The organism is Ensifer adhaerens (genome assembly GCF_002007205.1).
GTDB lineage: Bacteria > Pseudomonadota > Alphaproteobacteria > Rhizobiales > Rhizobiaceae > Ensifer > Ensifer adhaerens_D.
In genome coordinates this window covers 593,261-611,685 of the sequence record NZ_LAZS01000012.1, presented here as the reverse complement: position 1 = coordinate 611,685, position 18,425 = coordinate 593,261, and the positions used below count along the sequence as shown (strand labels likewise).

Annotated in this window: 15 protein-coding genes; 7 read left to right on the top strand and 8 right to left on the bottom strand. The window is 63.9% G+C overall.

Annotated features, from left to right (window positions below):
• The first annotated feature begins 37 nt into the window (after positions 1 to 37).
• The 5 genes from XB14_RS27625 to dhaL (XB14_RS27605) all read left to right on the top strand — a co-directional run bounded on the left by XB14_RS27625 (position 38) and on the right by dhaL (XB14_RS27605) (position 5,446).
• Positions 38 to 811, top strand: a complete 774-nt coding sequence (locus XB14_RS27625; RefSeq protein WP_077966586.1) for a GolD/DthD family dehydrogenase — start codon at positions 38 to 40, stop codon at positions 809 to 811.
• A 28-nt stretch (positions 812 to 839) separates the two neighbouring features.
• Positions 840 to 1,832: a dihydroxyacetone kinase subunit DhaK gene (locus XB14_RS27620; RefSeq protein WP_077966584.1), complete on the top strand. Its 993-nt coding sequence runs from the start codon at positions 840 to 842 to the stop codon at positions 1,830 to 1,832.
• A 14-nt stretch (positions 1,833 to 1,846) separates the two neighbouring features.
• Positions 1,847 to 2,488 (top strand): dihydroxyacetone kinase subunit DhaL, encoded by a 642-nt coding sequence (dhaL, locus tag XB14_RS27615; protein ID WP_077967781.1) that lies wholly within the window; start codon positions 1,847 to 1,849, stop codon positions 2,486 to 2,488.
• A gap of 171 nt (positions 2,489 to 2,659) precedes the next feature.
• Positions 2,660 to 4,747, top strand: a complete 2,088-nt coding sequence (locus XB14_RS27610) for a bifunctional sugar-binding transcriptional regulator/dihydroxyacetone kinase subunit DhaK (RefSeq protein WP_077966566.1) — start codon at positions 2,660 to 2,662, stop codon at positions 4,745 to 4,747.
• 60 nt (positions 4,748 to 4,807) lie between these two features.
• Positions 4,808 to 5,446, top strand: coding sequence for a dihydroxyacetone kinase subunit DhaL (gene dhaL / locus XB14_RS27605; protein ID WP_077966563.1), 639 nt, complete (start codon positions 4,808 to 4,810; stop codon positions 5,444 to 5,446).
• 55 nt (positions 5,447 to 5,501) lie between these two features.
• On the opposite strand, the gene XB14_RS27600 is transcribed toward dhaL (XB14_RS27605), so the two are convergent.
• Positions 5,502 to 6,425: an MBL fold metallo-hydrolase gene (locus tag XB14_RS27600; protein WP_179119709.1), complete on the bottom strand. Its 924-nt coding sequence runs from the start codon at positions 6,423 to 6,425 to the stop codon at positions 5,502 to 5,504.
• A 702-nt stretch (positions 6,426 to 7,127) separates the two neighbouring features.
• Between XB14_RS27600 and XB14_RS27595 the strand changes: the two genes are divergently transcribed.
• Positions 7,128 to 8,339 (top strand): NAD(P)/FAD-dependent oxidoreductase, encoded by a 1,212-nt coding sequence (locus tag XB14_RS27595; protein WP_077966559.1) that lies wholly within the window; start codon positions 7,128 to 7,130, stop codon positions 8,337 to 8,339.
• 290 nt (positions 8,340 to 8,629) lie between these two features.
• Here the strand turns inward: XB14_RS27595 and XB14_RS27590 are convergent, their stop codons facing one another.
• The 3 genes from XB14_RS27590 to XB14_RS27580 are packed head-to-tail and all read right to left on the bottom strand — an operon-like array spanning position 8,630 to position 11,312.
• Entirely contained in the window at positions 8,630 to 9,583 is a 954-nt protein-coding gene (locus tag XB14_RS27590; protein ID WP_077966558.1) for a hypothetical protein, read from the bottom strand.
• On the bottom strand, positions 9,580 to 10,092 hold the full coding sequence (locus XB14_RS27585) for a hypothetical protein (protein WP_077966557.1): 513 nt from the start codon (positions 10,090 to 10,092) through the stop codon (positions 9,580 to 9,582). The genes XB14_RS27590 and XB14_RS27585 overlap by 4 nt, the downstream gene beginning before the upstream one ends.
• Entirely contained in the window at positions 10,083 to 11,312 is a 1,230-nt protein-coding gene (locus XB14_RS27580; RefSeq protein WP_077966556.1) for a macrolide family glycosyltransferase, read from the bottom strand. Before XB14_RS27580 ends, XB14_RS27585 begins: the two co-directional genes overlap by 10 nt.
• 1,341 nt (positions 11,313 to 12,653) lie before the next feature.
• On the opposite strand from XB14_RS27580, the gene XB14_RS27570 reads away from it, so the two are divergent.
• Positions 12,654 to 13,490, top strand: a complete 837-nt coding sequence (locus tag XB14_RS27570; RefSeq protein ID WP_077966554.1) for an alpha/beta fold hydrolase — start codon at positions 12,654 to 12,656, stop codon at positions 13,488 to 13,490.
• Between the two features lie 172 nt (positions 13,491 to 13,662).
• On the opposite strand, the gene XB14_RS27565 is transcribed toward XB14_RS27570, so the two are convergent.
• The 4 genes from XB14_RS27565 to XB14_RS27550 are packed head-to-tail and all read right to left on the bottom strand — an operon-like array spanning position 13,663 to position 18,156.
• A complete protein-coding gene (locus tag XB14_RS27565) occupies positions 13,663 to 14,358 on the bottom strand; it encodes a response regulator transcription factor (RefSeq protein WP_077966553.1) in 696 nt (231 codons plus the stop codon).
• On the bottom strand, positions 14,358 to 14,738 hold the full coding sequence (locus XB14_RS27560) for a response regulator (RefSeq protein WP_077966552.1): 381 nt from the start codon (positions 14,736 to 14,738) through the stop codon (positions 14,358 to 14,360). The genes XB14_RS27565 and XB14_RS27560 overlap by 1 nt, the downstream gene beginning before the upstream one ends.
• Positions 14,735 to 15,379 carry a response regulator transcription factor gene (locus XB14_RS27555; protein ID WP_077966551.1) on the bottom strand — a complete coding sequence of 215 codons (645 nt, stop codon included), beginning with the start codon at positions 15,377 to 15,379 and terminating at the stop codon, positions 14,735 to 14,737. Before XB14_RS27555 ends, XB14_RS27560 begins: the two co-directional genes overlap by 4 nt.
• On the bottom strand, positions 15,376 to 18,156 hold the full coding sequence (locus XB14_RS27550) for an MASE1 domain-containing protein (protein WP_077966550.1): 2,781 nt from the start codon (positions 18,154 to 18,156) through the stop codon (positions 15,376 to 15,378). The genes XB14_RS27555 and XB14_RS27550 overlap by 4 nt, the downstream gene beginning before the upstream one ends.
• Positions 18,157 to 18,425: the final 269 nt, after the last annotated feature.

Genomic DNA, 18,425 nt, shown 5'->3' with positions numbered 1-18,425 from the left:
CCCGCCCCGCCTTCGCAACGCCGAGGAACCAGAAGACATGAGCGACACCACCCCTCAGATCGACCTCAATTTCCCGCTGACCGGCAAGGTGGCGCTCGTAACCGGCGGCGCCTCGGGCATCGGCGCGGCCATCGCCGCCGCCTTTGCCGCCAAGGGCGCCAAGGTTGCCGTTCTCGACATCAACGAGGATGTGGCACGAGCCAAGGCCGAGACGCTCGGCGGTGATGCCAAGCCCTTCGTCTGCGACGTTTCGGATCCGGCGTCGGTCAATGCCGCCGTTTCGGCCGTGGTCGCGGCCTTTGGCGGCATCGATATTGCGGTCAACAGCGCGGGCGTCGTGTTCCTGGCTCCGGCCGAAGAGCTGTCGCTCGACCATTGGGACAAGACCATCGCCATCAACCTCAAGGGCAGCTTCCTCGTCACCCAGGCGGTCGGCCGCGCCATGATCGCCGCCGGCAAGGGCGGCAAGATCGTCAACCTCGCATCACAGGCCGGCACGGTGGCGATCGAGGAACATGTCGCCTACTGCGCATCCAAATTCGGCGTCATCGGCATGTCGAAGACTTTTGCCGCCGAATGGGGCAAGCACGGTATCCAGGTCAACACGATCTCCCCCACCATCGTGCTCACCGAGCTCGGCAAGAAAGCCTGGAGCGGCGAGAAGGGCGAAGCCGCCAGGAAGCGGATCCCTTCAGGCCGCTTCGCCTATCCGGAGGAAATCGCCGCCGCCGCAGTTTTCCTCGCATCGGCCGGAGCCGACATGATCAACGGCGCCGATCTTCTGATCGACGGCGGCTACACCATCCTCTGACGACGCAAGCCTACCCACAGGAGAAACCATGCAAAGGTTCATCAACAACCCCGACGAAGTGGTCGAGGACACCGTCAAGGGCTTCGTCAAGGCGCATTCCGATATCGTCCGCCTGGCTGACAATCCTCGCGTCGTCGTCGCCAAGGACGCACCGGTCGCCGGCAAGGTCGGCGTCGTCACCGGCGGCGGCTCGGGCCACGAGCCGGCCTTCATCGGCTACACCGGCCGCAACATGCTGGACGCCGTCGCCGTCGGTGAGCTTTTTTCGTCGCCGACCGCGAAAAGCTTTCATGACGCCATTCGCGAAGCCAATGGCGGCAAGGGTGTTGTCTGCCTCTACGGAAACTATGCCGGCGACAACATGAATGTGAAGATGGCGACCAAGCTTGCCGCCAAGGACGGCATCGAGGTGCTGACCGTCGTTGCCAACGACGACGTCTGCTCGGCGCCGCCGGAAGAACGGGAGAAGCGCCGCGGCGTGGCCGGCGAGATCTTCATGTGGAAGATCGGCGGCGCCAGGGCCGCGCAAGGCGCCAGCCTCGAGGAAGTCCGCGCGACGGCGCAGAAAGCGATCGACAATTGCCGCTCGATCGGCGTCGGTCTCGGCCCCTGCACGCTTCCGGCAGTCGGCCATCCGAACTTCCAGATCGAGCCCGGCACCATGGAAGTCGGTATCGGCCATCATGGCGAACCGGGTGTGCGCGTCGAAGCGCTCAAGACCGCCGACGAAGTCGCCAAGGACATGTGCCAGATCGTGCTCGACGATCACAAGCTGGCGTCCGGAACCGAGGTCGCGGTCCTGGTTTCCGGCCTCGGCGCCACGCCGCTCAACGAGCTCTATATCCTGAACGACACCATCGAGAAGGAAATCACCGCACGCGGTCTCAGCATCTACCGCACCTATATCGGCAACTACTTCACATCGCTGGAGATGGTTGGCGCGACGCTCACCGTGCTGGCACTCGACGACGAACTCAAGGCGCTCCTCGACGTCGAGGTCCGCTGCACCACCATTCTGTGATGAAGGAAGGCAAGATGCAGACGTTTAGCAATGCCAATGCCGGCGCGATCGTGCTGTCGCTCGCAGAACGCATCATCGAAAACCGCGCCTATCTCAGCGAGATCGACGGCAAGATCGGCGACGGCGATCATGGGGTCAACATGGCCAAAGGCTTCGGCATGGCGGCGGATCGCTTGAAGGACAAGGAAACGACCCTGTCCGAGGCGCTGGACACGCTCGGCACCGTGCTGATGACCGAGATCGGCGGTTCCATGGGTCCGCTCTACGGGATGATGTTCACCGAGTTCGCGGAAAAGCTCGACGGTGTTCCCGCCATCGATGCGACAGCCTACAGCCGCATGCTGCACGCCGGGCTCGAGGGCATCCAGTCGATCGGATCCGCCAAGGTCGGCGACAAGACGCTGATCGATACGCTCGCTCCGGCCATCGAGGCCTTCGATGGGGCTATCTCGTCGGGCAAGAGTTTCTCCGCGGCGCTCGACGCCCTGATTGCAGCCGCCGAAGCCGGCCGCGATTCGACGCGCGACCTCGTCGCCAAGATCGGCCGCGCGAGCCGGCTCGGAGAACGCTCCCTTGGGGTACTCGATGCGGGTGCAACATCCTGCGCTATCATCCTCAAGGAGCTTTCGCTTGGCGCCCGCTCGCGCCTTGCCTGACGCCCCTTGGCCGCGACGAGAAGCTTGTTGCGGCCGGTAGCCTTCTCCCAGAGCCCCGCACGATCCCGACGAATTGCTTGGGGTTGCGTGGCGCTCGACACGGTTATGAGGTTGCAAAAGCACGACGTTGCTTCCATCCTCGCGAACCAAACCGGGGAAGAAAAAGACCAGATGACAACCAGGGCATCCTCATCGCGAAAAGGCGGCGCCAACCGCGGCGCCGCGATCGATACGTCGGACGCAATCCCGCTGCGCTATGGCGATGATCCCTATGTCTGGGCCTGCTGGCTCTACTACGAAGATGGCATGACCCAGGGCGAGATCGCCGATGCGATGGGCGTGTCCCGTGCAACGGTCAACAGCTATCTCGCGGAGGCCCGGGAGAAGGGTATTGTCCAGATTTCGCTGGAACCGGCTCGGCTGGCTTCGCTGACGATCGCCCAGGAGCTGAAGCGGCACTTCGGTCTGACGGACTGTCTGGTCGTCCCGAGCGACGACAATACGCGGCCGCTGATCGACCGCCTCGGCGTGGCCGCCGCGCAGGCGCTTCCGAAGCTCTTGAAATCCGGCGACACGCTCGCGGTCGCCTGGGGACGCACGGTGCTTTCCGTCGGAGAGCATACCGACATCGCTTCGCTGCAGGACATGACCGTCGTGCAGGCAACCGGCGGCACCACCGCAACCTTCTCCTACACGCCCGAACTCTGCGCGGCCGCAATCGCTCAGTCGGTCTCCGCCCGCTGCGTCAACATCACCGCTCCGGCAATCGTCAAATCGTCGGCGATGCGCGAGATGCTCTTGGACGAGCCGCTGCTGCAGGAGCAGTTCGAAACGCTTGGGCGCGCCAATCGCGTTCTGTTCGGCATTTCTTCCCTGCGACCGAATTCGACGATCCATGCCAGCGGCTTCTTTGAATCCGTATCACTGCAGCATTATCTTGCTGCCGGCGCTATCGGCGTCGTCGCGGGACGCTTCATCGACGAGCGTGGCCGGCCGGTCGCGGGTCCCCTCGACGACCGAACCATCGGCATCTCGCTCGACATGTTGCGCAGGATCGACACACGCATTCTCGTTGCGGGCGGTTTCGACAAGGTACCCGCCTTGCTGGCGGCGCTGCGCGGCGGCTACGCCAACGTGCTGATCACCGATGCGGCCACGGGGCATGGCATCCTGCGCGCAGACGGCGTTACAAGTCTCGACGGGCGGCTATCGCAGAAGCCAAAGGTGACGCAGACGCCGAGCTCTTATCGCACCCACGTCAAGAAGTTCCTGAACAACCCGAACCAGGTCGTTGAGGAGATGCTCGACGGCGTCGTTCGCGCACATGCCGGTTACCTCCAGCCGATCAACGGTTCCAACCGTGCTCTGGTCGCCCGCAACGGCCCAAGGTCCGGCAAGGTCGGACTGGTGATCGGGGGCGGAACCGGCCACGAGCCCTGCTTCCTTGGCTATGTCGGCAAGGGGCTTGCCGATGCCGTTGCCGTCGGCAACATCTTTTCCTCGCCGCCGCCCGACCCGATCGTGCAATGCGCAGCCGCTGCCTCCGGCGGCGAAGGCGTGCTCTTCGTCTACGGCAACTATGCCGGCGACGTGATGAATTTCGAGATGGCGGCGGAGATCGCCGAAGAGAAGGGCATCAAGGTCCGTACCGTGCTTACCACGGATGACATCGCGTCGTCGCCGGTCGAAGACCGGGAGGGGCGCCGTGGGGTCGCCGGAAACTTCTTCATCTTCAAGATTGCCGGTGCTGCCTGTGATCGCGGCCTGCCGCTTGAAGCCTGCGAAGCGGTGACGCGAAAGGCAAACCTGCGCACCTACACCGTCGGCGTGGCGCTCGAACCCTGCTCGATGCCGCAGACCCGGCGGCACAATTTCGAGATCGGACCCGATGACATGGAGATCGGCATGGGCATCCATGGCGAGCCGGGTGTCACGCGCGAGCGGATCAAGTCCGCGGACGAAATCACCGACAGCATCATGGACAACATCTTCAAGGAGATGAAGGCCGTCTCCGGCGACCGCGTTGCCGTTCTCATCAACTCCTTCGGCGGCACACCGATGATGGAGCTCTACCTTCTCTTCCGGCGCGTAGCCCAAAGGCTCGATGCCAAGAATATTGGAATTGAAGCGAACTGGATTGGGCACTATTGCACCTCACTCGACATGGTGGGGGCTTCCATCTCCATTCTGCATCTCGACCAGGAACTGACCGAACTCTTGCACCATCCTTGCGAAACGGCTTTCCTGCGTATCAGTTAATATGCCGTCACGGGGTCCGTGATACAAACACCATCCCCGCGACGTTCTGGGAGGATAATGATGTCGGAAAATGCGGTGCGCCGCCTGATCGCTATGTTCGAGGCGATTTCTGCCGCCGTTGAGACCGAGAAGGATCATCTTTCCGAACTGGACGGGGCGATCGGCGACGCCGACCACGGCACGACAATGTCGTTGGGTTTCCTGGCGGTGAAAGCGGAGCTCGCAAAGATCGACGTCGACCGGGCGCAGCCCGCCGACGTGATGGCAACGGCGGCTGGCGCTTTCCTCAATGCCGTCGGTGCCTCGACGGGCCCGCTCTATGCGACGGCCTTTCGGCGTGCCGCACAGGCGCTCGCGGGCGCGAACGATCTGGACCTCGGCACCACGGCGGCCATGATCGATGCCATCGGCTCCGGCATCCGTGAGCGTGGCAAGGGCCAGCGCGGCGACAAGACAATGCTGGATGCCTGGCTGCCCGCAGCCGACGCCGCCGGCGCCGCGCTCACCGACAACAAGGCGAGCACGGAGTTCTGGAGCGAAGTCGTCGCTGCCGCGGAAGCTGGCGCCAACGCGACCCGATCGATGGTGGCGGCCAAGGGCCGGGCGGCCCGCGTGCGCGAGCGTTCGCTCGGCCATGTCGACCCCGGCGCGGCATCGGCCGTCGTCGTCCTTCGCGCGATGGCATCCGTACTCAGCTGAGCCGCTGCCTCGACCGCCCCATGGGGCGGTCGTCGCCACCATCGCTTGTCCGCGGTCAGTAGTCCCAGAAGACCGGCACCCAACGAAAATGGTCGCCGTCGACCGCCACGTGGCCGACGGACGGGAACGGCAGATGTGTGGCCACAAGCGACGCTCCGGTCTCTGCCAGTTCCGTCAGAAGGCGGACCCGAACACGAGCCGCCTCCTCGGGATCGTGTTCGAAACCGTTGTACCAGTCGGGATGGTCGAAGCCGACCGCAAATACGGCGTCGCCGGCAAACATCAGCCGGTCTCCGCCGGACGCCACGCGCACCACGCAGTGACCGGGCGTGTGCCCCCCGGTGCGCTGGACCATTACGCCCGGCGCCACGGCGTACTCGTCTTCGAACAGCCGCAGGTGATTGCCATATTCCTTCGCAAACCGCTTGGCGGCAGACCGGAGCGCGTCCGGAAAACCAGGCGGCATGGAGACGTGTGAGAAGTCGGGCGACTGCCAGAATTCGACTTCGGCCGCCGCGACGTGGATCCGCAAATCCGGCCTCAGCTGGTCCTTCACCCCGTCGACAAGAAGGCCGCCGATGTGATCCATGTGCATGTGGGTCAGCACCACATCGGTTACAGAGCCAAGGTCGATGCCGGCCGCCTCCAGGCGCTTGATCAACTGTCCAGCCCGCGGCAGGTTCAGGTCCGGGTCCAAGCCTAGCCCGGCGTCGATGAGTATCGTCTGGTCGCCGCTACTCACCACGACGACGTTCAGCGCCCAGTCGAAGGCGTCCTGCGGGAGGAACATGTCGGTCAACCATTCCGACCGCAGGGCCGGGTCGGCGTTGTGCCCCAACATCTTGGTTGGCAGCGGCAGCACGCCATCGCTGATTATCAGCACCTCGATCTCGCCGACCTGTACCGCATAGCGCGACGGAACCAGTTCTTCGCGCCTCGCCACGCTGGAACCGGGGGCGTCGCCGCTGCGCATCTTCATCTGCTCCTGATACATTCTCTCCTCCTGTGATCGCCGTCCGGCCGGGTTTCCTGGCCGCTGTGGATCGGTGCGCGTGCCCATGGCACCTACATCGTCGGTGGAGAAGATTGCGCTGTCTCGGTCGGCCCGGCCACCAGACAGAAGCGCCGGTCGGATACTGCGAACGTCGAGGTCGGATCCCCCGCGGGGACAGGTTCCCGATCAAACTTCTCGTAGGACGCCACGTCGCTCGGCTAAGATCAGCTATGCCCCATGCCCGTCGTCGATCTATGCGAGGCAGGGAATATGGCCGGAGGCGATGCCCTCCTCTCCCGACGGCTCCTCGCCGCGCGGCCAACGAAAGAGCCCGGCGATGATCGCGCGATCCCATGGGACCGCCGTGCCGGCCGTCACCGGCCTATTCTCCCGACAGAATTTCCTGAACCTTCGCATAGATGCCTTCGGGCCGCTTTCCCTGTAAATGAAGCATCAAGAGGATGTGCCGACTGTTCGAGGCGACGAGAGCCATCATTCCCTCGGCAGCCGCCGGACGGATACCTGATCTGCGGCGGCATCTGGCAACGGACATCAATACCGTTTGCCGATCGGATTCCCCCCGGCGCACCATACGCGCTCGCTCGCTTGCGGGCGCGAATTTGCGTGACGGCGGGAACGGCCGCCTCTGTTTTACTGCTGTCTTCAACAGGGACGAGGAGAAGTGTCTTGTCTAGGAACATCGTGATCATTGGCTCCGGTTTCGCGGGGACGATGGCGGCGCTCGGCGCCTCCCGGCTGCGCCATGAAAAGGGCGTCTCGCCGGACGAATTGGCGATCACCGTGGTGTCGCCTGCGCCGCAATTGGTCATCCGCCCGCGACTTTATGAGCGCAATCCCGAGCAGATGGTCGCGCCTCTCAGCGATTTGTTCGCCGCGACCGACATCAACTATCATCAGGGCAGTGTCGAAACGATCGACAGCGCGGCATCGACGGTCACGGTCGTCGCGGCGGACGGTACGTCGGCGACGCTCCCCTATGACCGGCTGGTTCTGGCGGCGGGCAGCGATGGCTTCACTCCGCCGATCCCCGGTCTCGCCGAGTTCGGCTTCGCCGCAACACAGCTGGCGGAGGCTGTGGCGCTCGACCGCCACCTGCATGCCCTGGCGAGGAAGCCGTCATCCAAGGCGCGCAACACGGTGGTGGTCGGTGGCGCCGGTTTCACCGGGCTGGAGTTTGCCACCGAAATACCAGGACGCCTGCGCGAGATCCTTGGCAAGGATGCAGATATCCGCGTCATCATCGTCGATCGGTCGGAGCATGTCGCGCCGGCGATGGGAAGCGAGCCCCGGCCCTTCATCGAGGAGCGGCTGCGCGCGCTCGGCGTGGAGACCCGATTGAATGTCGGCATCGCGGCACTCGACGAAAACGGTGTGACGCTTGGAAACGGCGAGCGGATCGAAACCTCCACGGTGATCTGGTCCGCCGGCATGCGCGCCTCGCCGCTGACCGAGCAGCTACCCGCCGAGCGGGACAAGCTGGGCCGGGTCATCGTCGAACCCGACCTGCGCGTATCGGGAGGCAGCCGCATCTTTGCAACCGGCGATACGGCCAAGGCGCGGAGCGACGCCTTGGGCAACTATGCCGTCATGTCCTGCCAGCATGCCCGCCGCCTGGGTGCCTTCGCCGGACACAATGCCGCGGCGGACCTGCTCGCAGAAGCGACCCTCCCCTACGATCAGCCGGTCTACGTGACCTGCCTCGACCTTGGCCCCGACAACGCGATTTTCACACGTGGCTGGGACTCCAAGGTCGAGATCACCGGCGCGAAAGCCAAGGAGGTCAAGAAGGAGATCAACGAGGTCTGGATCTATCCCCCGGCCGCCGAGCGCACGGCCGCCTACGAGAATGTGCTCTACGCACGTACCGTCGACTTTTAGCGCGGACGATGTAGGGCAATGCAACATGGCAGCGGGGTGCCTTGCCCCCGCTGCCATTTTGGTTGGAAGAGCAAGATCCTTCCACGCAATCACGCCGATGTCCTGGCAATCCGACGGGCCGTTTGCGCGGCGGCGTATCGGCTCAATGGTCTCCGGTTTTTCTTCAAACCCTCTCGCGGCGCCCGCGAGGTCGCTGTTCAATCGCAGGATCCGTCCTTGACGGGCATTGACCTGATTGCGTCAGGCGCAAACGATCGTGGTCCAATGCAGCCGTTGCAAATCGGAAAATGTCAGCCTCGATCCGCCGCTTGACCTGCTCCGCGCGCCGTCCCGGTGCAGTTACGCCGGATGATTTCGATCACGGTCGCGGTGGTGCGATCGAGATAGCTGCGTCCGTCGGCGAGCCGCGCCGTCGGGCTGATGTAACTCTGGGGACCGACGTGGGTTGCGGGGTCGAGCGCGTGCACCGTAACCTTCCCGGCAGCCAGGGCCCGGTTCCAGCCGCTGCGCCGCCACAAGCGCCAACGCGGGGCGAAGAGCCAGACGCCGACCCGCTCGATCCAGTCGTTCGCGCTGGTGAGCCGGTACAGGTGACGCGCATGCGTAAGGTCGTTGGCACCATTGTGGAAACCACCGAGCGTGATCAGGACGAGTGGAGCGCCCAGCTGATCGAAGAGCTCTCCCACCGCACCGGTAGCCACCTGGGCGCCACCGCTGTAGCAGAGCAGGACGACCGGTGTGCCGCTTGAGGGCTGATAGCCCGCAAGCCGGAGCTGATCGGCGATCTGGCCGCCCACCGCCTGGTTATAGAGCGGGCGGTAGCGGCCGTCGGCGGCGACTAGGGTCTGCATGACGTTGTGCAGGAACAGCGTGATGCCGGCATGCCGCCGCAACCAGTCCCACACCGGGCGCCCGACGAGCGGGGCCGCGAGCGGCGAATAGGGTTGGACCTGGCCCAGCACACGCAACTCCGGTGCGCCGGCAATGACGGCCTTGACGAGCTGGCCACCGTCGCGCGTATCGGTGAACCGGCGCTTGCCGATCCCGTCGAGGTAGACCACATAGGCGTCCGGCGGTCGCCCTGGATCGGCCCCCCTGGCGTAGGGCACCTCCGGCGGCAGTGGGGCCGCCGATGCGCGTCGGCCAATGGTGTAGGCCATCAGCTCGTGGCGGGCGAGCAACCCTTCGACGAGCAGGAGCGGTCCGAGCACAAGGAGGGCGACCAGCAGGAGAGGCTCGCTCACACGATCGCCTCCCGCTTTCGCGCGCCGGCGATGATCCTCGCGATCAGCCGCCGGACCACCTCGACGGTAGCGGCAAGCCCGATGCCCGCGACGGCGATGCACCCGGCCGCGGTCCACCAGCCCAGTCCCGACGCCGCGGCAAGCGAGCCGGCCAACCCAGCCCCGACACCCGCCACGAGCAGGAGGTGCAGGAACGGCCCGAGCAGCGGGAACGCGAGGACGGCGGCCAGGAGCAGCGGGGCCACCGACGCGGGTGTCCAGGCCAGCCCGACCGCGCCGGGCAGCGGCGCCGCGTTCGGCGCGACAAGAGGTTGCAACAGGTCGGCGACGGCCCACGCGCCAACGGGCCACAGCGCCATCACCGTAGCCTCGACGACCGTTCCGGTCATCATCAGCCCGGCCACGAGCCGCGGGGACACGTTGGGCCTGCTTGCCACGAGGGGCAGTACGCGCCCGGCACTCTCGGACAGCCCGCAGAGGACCAGGAGGGCGGCGACGGTTATCGACATGGTTCAGCACTCCCCCATGCGCGATCGATCAAGACGCTTTGGCGCGCTTCGCCGAGGTATCGTTCGATCTCGTCGGCGGCACGCCGCGCGCCGCCGGCCTGCTCCTGTGCGGCGCGCTGTGCGGCCGCCGCCTCGCGGAAGCGCGGCTCGTCCAACAGACGCCGGGCGAGCGCCTGCACGGTCTCGGCGCTGGCATCGTCCGTGCGGAGCGCGAGACCTGCACCGAGTTCGACGACCCGCCGGGCCACGAGCGGTTGGTCTGCACCCTGTGGCACCACGAGCGTTGGCACCCCGGCGCGCATCGCCTCGTTGACGCTGTTCATGCCGCCATGCGTCACGAAAAGTGCCGCCCGGTCCAGCACCTGCAGTTGGGGTACGGATCGGCGGGCCAGCACGTTGGGCGGGAGCGGACCCAGGTCTGCCGGCTCCTCCTGCCCTGTCGAGACGACAACGGTGCCACCCAGCGGCGCCAGTGCGATCGCGAAGGTCCGCAACAGGGCCGGTCCTGCATCAAACACCGTGCCCAGCGATGCGTATAGCACCGGATCCTCCAGCCGGACGGCGTCGAACCCCGGATCGGACGGCCGGGAACCGACGCTCGCCCCGACGAACCGGTATGATGGGTCGAATTCCTCGGCTCCGGGCTGAAATGCGCTGGAGGTGAAGACGAGATTGAGTGGCTCGCACGCGTTCATCAGGTCGATCAGAGGCAACCCGCCGGTGTCGTAGCTTCGGCGCAGCGCCCAGCGCGCGCGGGCGTAGCCCCAGCCGAGGCGAGGACGGGCAGTCGCGGCGGCCACCAGCGCGCGGGAGAGGCCGGTGGGGCTCGGCACCTGCCTGTTGAACGCGAACGTCGTGAACGTGGCCGCCGCCGGCACATCGAGTTCACGCGCCGCCACCGCGCCCCATGGGCAGGCGGCTCCGTGAACGATCAGGTCGGGCCCGACGCGGCGAAGATCCGAGAGCAAGCCGGGCAAAAGGCCGAGGGTGGTACGTGCGAGTTCTTCAAGCAATGCGAGAGGGATCGGTGGATCCGGCAGGGGCATGTCCTCACCGGAGTAGAGGTAAACCTTCGCACCGGCCGCCTCGATCTTCCCCGCGAATGCGGGGAAGGTGTGGTAGGTGACCGTGTGGCCGCGCCGCACGAGTTCTGCCACGATCGGCAGCGTCGGATTGACGTAGCCGTGCATGCCGATATTGAGGAACGAGACGATGCTCATCGCTGGCCTCCGCAACTGGCGATCGGGACAGTTACGCGTGGTACGTCTTCCATCTGTATGCACTCCCCGTTCAGGGATCATGACGAGGCGGGCGATCCGCCTTCATCCCTGGAGCGATCGCTCTGCTGGTTCTGATCGAGAATGCTCCGATCCAGCGTGCGGGGCCATCAAACGGTGGGGTCGGTTCGGCAATGCCAAAGCATAGGGCGAGCGCTCGACCTGGAGGATCGGCCCTCGACATCCAGGATCAATTGGCAATCCAGAGGCTGAGAATATGCTGAGCACGGCAGCACACGTCGCAACCGTCGAGTGCCGAACGGTCGCACGCTTGCCGAGTTCGAGCGAAATCTGATCCGGGAGCCGCACCGACGCGTTCGGCCGCAGGGACGTCGATCGTCTCCCCGTATTGCTCGCAATAGACCTCCATACAGTTTCGCTCGCGATCTCAATCCTTAACATCGTGGCGCTTGTGTCCTGCGCACGGCGATGCAGACGGGGTCCTCGCGATGTCATCACATGAAGCCAGACTATCTTCCCAGCCCGACGCGCGACCCGTGTTGGAGATATCGGAGTACTGCAGGCGAACCGGCGTCGGGGAGGCGGAAGAGCGGCGCTTGATCACGTTGCTCGGTCGCTATGCCACCTGGCACGAGCTGCAGATGAACGTCTGCCCGCCTTTGCGAATCCGCTAGCACAGCAAAGCAAGTCTGTCGCATGCCCCTGATCGGGTGAAATCCGGGTTGGCGGCCAGACATCTCCTCCTTTGCAGGCGCATCACAGGCTTGCCTTGCGGGCGGCTTTGCGCCCACTTCGATAAGCTTCAGATGGTTACACCTCCAGGATTGCGCCGGCCCCCGATTGGGCGGACGCAACATGCCTCGCGATTATTCCAGCTTGCTTCAGCCCGGATCGTTTCTGCTCCGGTCAGCGATGCGCGATGTTACTCGGCATCCTCAGATCGGCCCGTGAGAGTGGGCCGCGTGGCTTGCTGTCGCAATCTTGCCCAGTGTCCTCGCAGTCTCCCCTATCGGTCGGCGCATTTGCCCTAAACCATCGCATCGCCCGACGCACACCTCGGTTCGATAGTCTAGCAGGCGATTCCGCCGCATTGTGAACTGCATGCTCAGCGGGACCTGCGGAGAAAGGCACCATGATGCATGCCGCGACGTCGGGCAGCGCCGAAGCCGCCCGCGTGAACGCCAATAAACGAAACGATGAAGGGCATCCTCCCGGGCGCACCGCGACGACTTGCTGGGCACCCTGGCTGCGGCGGTCTGCCAGAGGCAGAACTCCGCCGGCAGCCGTAGAGCATGATCATCCCCTCTCAAAGGAGCCACGACTATGACCATCGTAACCACCAAGGACGGTACGGAAATCTACTACAAGGACTGGGGTTCCAAAAATGCCCAACCGATCGTCTTTCACCATGGATGGCCCCTGAGCGGTGACGATTGGGATACGCAGATGCTCTATTTTCTCGACAAGGGCTACCGTGTGATCGCCCACGACCGACGCGGCCATGGCCGTTCGGCGCAGGTGAGCGAGGGCCACGATATGGATCACTACGCAGCCGATGTCGCCGCCGTGATCGAGCATCTCGACCTGCGAAATACGGTCCATGTCGGCCATTCCACCGGCGGCGGCGAAGCCGCCCGCTATGTTGCGCGGTACGGGCAGCCGCAGGGCCGTGCAGCCAAGCTCGTGCTGATCGGCGCCGTACCTCCGATCATGGTCAAGACACCGGCCAATCCCGGCGGACTGCCGATCGAAGTTTTCGACGGGTTGCGCAAGGCGCTTGCCGCCAATCGGGCGCAATTCTATCTCGATTTCGCAAGCGGCCCCTTCTACGGTTTCAATCGCCCGGACACAAAGCCGATCTCAGCCGTCGTTCACAACTGGTGGCGGCAGGGCATGATGGGCAGCGCCAAGGCACAGTACGACGGCATCAAAGCCTTCTCAGAGACCGACTTCAGCGAAGACCTGAAGGCGATCAGCGTGCCGACGCTCGTGATGCACGGCGACGACGATCAGATCGTTCCGATCGCCGATTCTGCACTCCTCGCTGCAAAGATTCTCACGAACGCAACACTCAAGATCTACGAGAAACTTCCGCATGGCATGTGCACCACGCATGCCGAAACGCTCAATCCTGACCTGCTTGCCTTCATCAGGTCCTAGGCTCACGCCGTTCCCCGAGCCCGATCGCCGGTCGTGCCCCTCGCCCGGCGATCATCCTCGATGAAATGGACCATGAGGAGGGAGAAGCTGGTCGCAAGCGTCGCGAAAGAGCCGTGAAGGAGTGCCTCAACCGATATTTGAAGCGGCGGCCGTTCTTGCTGCCCTGCCTCGCCTACTGGGTCGCTCCACCCTCGCGAACAGTGACGGGCAGCGTTTCCCATGAGCGGATCAACTCGCCGATCGAGGCCACCTCCATCTTGCGCATGGCATTGCCGCGATGCAGCTTGACCGTAACTTCGCTGATGCCGAGGTCGTAGGCGATCTGCTTGTTGAAACGCCCGCGCGCGACTTCGCGCAGGACCTGACGCTCCCGCTGCGTCAACGCAGAAAACAACTCGACGTTACGCTTGACCACCGCAGCCTTCGCGCATTGCTCAGCGTCGATCGCAATGCCCGCGGCGACAGCGTCGAGCAACGTCTGATCACGCGCCGGCTTAGTGAGAAAATCGACGGCGCCAGCCTTCATGGCCTGAACAGACATCGGAATATCGCCATGCCCGGTGAGGAAGATGATCGGCTTGGGGTTGCCGGTTCGAGCCAGGTGATGCTGCAGATCGAGACCGCTCGCTCCCGGCATGCGCACGTCGAGGATCAGGCAGCCCGGACGGTCCAGGACGTCGGCATCGAGCAGTTCACGGATCGAGGCGAAGCAGACCGGTCGCAGGCCCGCTGACAGGATCAGTTCGGCAAGCGCCTCGCGAACAGAGGCGTCGTCATCGACGATGGTGACGAGAGGGAGTTCCAGTTCACTTCCCCATTGCGGCGACAAGGGCATTGGCGTTCGCATGAGCGGCTGTTCGGCTTTCATCATCGTTCTCCTGTTTCTACATCCGGCAAAGCGCTGCCGATGGCTTCAAGAAGCGCCGGTCCGTCGAAAGGTTTGCAGAAAAGCCTGCTGACACCGCCGGCGCGGAGTCGATCCGCGATCTCATGCCGGCCGGTGATCAGAATGACTGGGAGGTCCGGGCGATCCTTCTCGACCAGATCACGAAGTTCAAGGCCACTTAGCCCAGGCATGCCGATGTCGGTGATGAGGACGTCGAGATCTGACAGGCCGTTGACCAGCAGCGCTTCCGCCGAGGGAAAACTGCGCACTACATGTCCAGCCGATTCCAGAAGATCCTCCAGCGACTCAAGCAGCCGCGGATCGTCGTCGACAACGGCCACCACGGGGCTTTTCTTGCTCACGATCCGCTCCCTCCCGTCCTGCGCGAATGGGTGATCGGTATTTCCAGTCGCTCTGCCAACCGCACGAGATCAGCGAACGACGCGGCTGCCATTTTCTGCATCACGTTTCTTCTGTGAATTTCGACTGTAACTTCGCTGATCCCCAGCTCGGCGGCAGCCTGCTTGTTGAGCAGGCCGCTCACGACCAGAGGCAGCACCTCACGTTCACGTTGCGTCAGTTCGAGGTATCGCCGTCTGACCGCGTTGAGGTCGGCGCGATCCGCTCTCGACTTCCGGTCCTGCTCCAGTGCGGTCTGAATAGCGGCCATGAGGTGCGCATCGCTGAAAGGCTTGGTCAGGAAGTCCACGGCGCCGCGCTTGATTGCCCTCACAGTTGACGGAATGTCGCCATGGCCCGTTATGAAAACGATCGGCGGATGGTCTCCTTCGGCAATCTGCCGCTGGAGATCGAGCCCGTTGATATCCGGCAGTTCGACATCAAGGATCAGGCAGGCGGGCACGTCCGGCTTCTCGAAGCCGATGTAGTCGCCCGCCGATTCAAACACTTTGGCGCGTATGCCGTGCGAGGAAAGCAACTCGCTCAGCGCCTCGCAAATTCGGTGATCGTCGTCGACGATGAAGACGATATGATCTTCTGTCATTTCGCGGCCTTCGCTTCTGCAGGCAGGGTGAAGATAAACGTCGCGCCATGCGGTTCGTTCCTCTCCGCCCACAGCCGTCCATCATGTGCTTCGACGATTGAACGGCATACGGCCAGCCCCATGCCCATGCCATGCTCCTTGGTTGTGAAGAACGGCTCGAATATCTTCTCGGGAAACGCGATGCCCGGGCCACGATCACTGATCTCGGTCTGGATCGTATCTCCCATCAGCCGCACGCGCAGGCCAAGCACCCCGGCCCCCTTCGTGACATCCATCGCCTCGATGCCATTGCGCATCAGGTTGACGAGCACCTGCAGGATCTGAACCCTGTCGATCGAGACGAGGGGGAGATCGCTCTCGATGTCCGTATCGATGCGAACGCGGAGCCGCACCACTTCGTCGGCCATGAGACCCAGTCCCTCGGCCACGACACTGCCCAGTTCCGTGGGGCTTCTCGTCGCTGTCGAGCGCTTGAACAGCGCCCGGATGCGGCTCACGACATCGGCGGCCGAGTTTGCGTCGCGGATGATGCGCTCAGCCGTGACTTTCGCACGCGCGAGGTTCGGAGGACTATCCATCAGCCAGCGATGACATGCATGCGAATTGGCGACGATCGCGGCCAAGGGCTGGTTCACTTCGTGCGCAATCGAAGCCGAAAGTTCCGCAAGGCTTGCCGCCTGGCTCGCACGCGACAGGCGCTCCTGCGCCAGACGCAGTTTTTCCTGCGTCTGGACCTCCCCGTCGATGTCGAGACAGATGACGTTCCACTGCACCGTCTCCCCCTTCGGGTCGTACATGGGGGCGGCGCGCGTTTCCACCCAGCGATATTCACCGTCGAAACGCCGCAAACGATGTCTGCGCGCATAGGGTTCGCCGGTCGCCAGCGAATGGGCATAGTTCGTCTTGACGCCCTCGAGATCGTCGGGATGAACACCGGCGTCGAGCGTGCCGGCCAACCGGGACTTTCCGGTTCCGTCCAATGCCTCGAGGTCGTATCCCAAAAATTCCCGGAGTTGCTGGTTGCGATAAATGGGCTCTCCATCGGGTGCTGCGCAATCGACCATCACCGGCAGCGTCTCGACGACTTGCCACAGGAAGCGCTCCCTCTCGCTGAGCGCAGCTTCCGCCTGTCTTCGCGCGGTCAGGTCGAGAATGTAGGCTACCCCCTGCGTGGACTGCCCCTCGAAGCAGGCAGCTCCGATCAGCACAGGCACCCGGCTGCCGTCCTTCCTGAAGAACTCCTTCTCGCGCGCCTGCATCTTGCCCGTCGCCATCAGTTCCTCAGCCTCGTAGCGGGCGTGCTTTTCCTGCCATTCCGGCGGGGACATATCAAACCAGCGAAGTCCTGCCCGCAGATCCTCCCGCTCGTACTGGACCATTCTGAGAAACGCATCGTTGGCCTCGAGAATCCGCCCGTCCAGATCCCAGAATACGATCCCGATAATATCGGAATCGATCAATCGTCGGATCTTGCCTTCCCGCTCCTCGAGCTCGCGGTAAAGGCGCACCTGCTCATCGATGTCGATCGACACCGAGTACCACTGCGCGATCGTTCCATCCTGATTGCGCAGCGGCTCGGCGCGCGTCTCAATCCACCGGTACACCCCGTCTATGCCGCGCATGCGATACTTCAAGGAGTAGGCCTGGCCTGTGGCGACGGCGCTGCGGATCGCCGCCTCGACGTCCCCGGCCTCATCCGGGTGGACATAATCCTTCACGGCCGGTTCGAGGCGATCCCCATCGATGGCGTTTATCTCCTCCAGGCTGGCGCCGATGTAGTCGGTCAGTCTCTTGTTGAAGAAGAAAGGTCTTCCTTCAGGCGTCAGACGCCTGATGTAGGCGGGAAGCAGGTCTACAAGCTGCGAGAGCTCCCGTTCGCGTTCGCTCAATGCGAACAACGCCGCCTGGTGTTGTCGGGATATAGCAGCGACAATGACGGCCGAGATCGCGGAGACTGCCAGAAAGAGATGGAGCATGATCTGCTTGAGCGTCTGGGATCCCGGCTCGCCGGCAAACTGGCTGTCGCCGGATATCGTGAACACAGCGGCAATGATGGCGATCAGAGCGAGGCTGACCGCTGCGCCCCTGAATTCGAACCGGACTGCTGCCCACAGGAGCGGTGGCATGATCAGGTAGGCAAAGGGCAGATAAGCGCTGAGGGACAGCACCGCGGCACCCAACAAAATCAGCCCTATGGCGGCGGCCTCCAGCCAACGGGGTTCCGAAAGAGCGGTTCCGCTTCGCCAATCCTGGAACAGGGCGAGCGCAAGCGGCGCAGCGATCAAGACCCCGGAGGCGTTTCCGAGCCAAAACAGGGGCCAAGCCGCTGAAAAGGATTGCATGTCGAACCACGCAAGCGTCGCGCTGGCAACCGTTGCACCGACAATCGGCGCGATCCCGGCGCCCAACACCATCAGTGCGAGCACTTCGGGCAAGGAGTCCAGCCGGACCGGCCGGCCGAAACGGGTGACGAGCCATGCGCCGACCACTGCCTCGAGAGCATTGCCGGCAAAGATCAACAGGGCGACAGGGAGCGGATTGTGGAACCACAAGACGTTGCCGACCAGTTCCGCGAGGAGACCGGCCACGACCCATTGTGGCCAACTGCGCCTGGAGGCCAGGGCAAGCGTCGCTATGAAAAGCCCGCTTGGAAGCCAGATCGAGATCCCCGTTTCAGGTATGATTGCCAGCGCCTGGGCGAAACCGCAGCCCAGGACGTAAGCGGCAAAAAAGATCGCCAGGTGGAGGAGTTCGGGGCGATCCGACCAAACGCGCATGGTTTTCTCCTACCGGGACGTCGACAGCCTGTGATTGTTGGCGCCTAGTCCTGCATCATCACCATCGATCTCCGGGCTGGTGACCATTGCCATACCTTAGCAACGGCATTTCATCGCCGCATCCTATGGAAATCCATGAGACGCGGCCTCGTGAAGGTTGCTCAATCGCCGACAAGGCGCTCGCGCGCGAGCGCGCCGGAAACGAGAGGAACACCCAAACGCATGGTCAACCGCACGCGACCAGGTTGAGATGATCCGTGACGACGGCC

Coding starts and splice junctions, on each gene's coding strand:
- XB14_RS27625 (WP_077966586.1), top strand. CDS start 38: ATGAGCGACACCACCCCTCAGATCGACCTCAATTTCCCGCTGACCGGC.
- XB14_RS27620 (WP_077966584.1), top strand. CDS start 840: ATGCAAAGGTTCATCAACAACCCCGACGAAGTGGTCGAGGACACCGTC.
- dhaL (WP_077967781.1), top strand. CDS start 1,847: ATGCAGACGTTTAGCAATGCCAATGCCGGCGCGATCGTGCTGTCGCTC.
- XB14_RS27610 (WP_077966566.1), top strand. CDS start 2,660: ATGACAACCAGGGCATCCTCATCGCGAAAAGGCGGCGCCAACCGCGGC.
- dhaL (WP_077966563.1), top strand. CDS start 4,808: ATGTCGGAAAATGCGGTGCGCCGCCTGATCGCTATGTTCGAGGCGATT.
- XB14_RS27600 (WP_179119709.1), bottom strand. CDS start 6,425: ATGAAGATGCGCAGCGGCGACGCCCCCGGTTCCAGCGTGGCGAGGCGC.
- XB14_RS27585 (WP_077966557.1), bottom strand. CDS start 10,092: ATGTCGATAACCGTCGCCGCCCTCCTGGTCCTCTGCGGGCTGTCCGAG.
- XB14_RS27580 (WP_077966556.1), bottom strand. CDS start 11,312: ATGAGCATCGTCTCGTTCCTCAATATCGGCATGCACGGCTACGTCAAT.
- XB14_RS27570 (WP_077966554.1), top strand. CDS start 12,654: ATGACCATCGTAACCACCAAGGACGGTACGGAAATCTACTACAAGGAC.
- XB14_RS27565 (WP_077966553.1), bottom strand. CDS start 14,358: ATGAAAGCCGAACAGCCGCTCATGCGAACGCCAATGCCCTTGTCGCCG.
- XB14_RS27555 (WP_077966551.1), bottom strand. CDS start 15,379: ATGACAGAAGATCATATCGTCTTCATCGTCGACGACGATCACCGAATT.
- XB14_RS27550 (WP_077966550.1), bottom strand. CDS start 18,156: ATGCGCGTTTGGTCGGATCGCCCCGAACTCCTCCACCTGGCGATCTTT.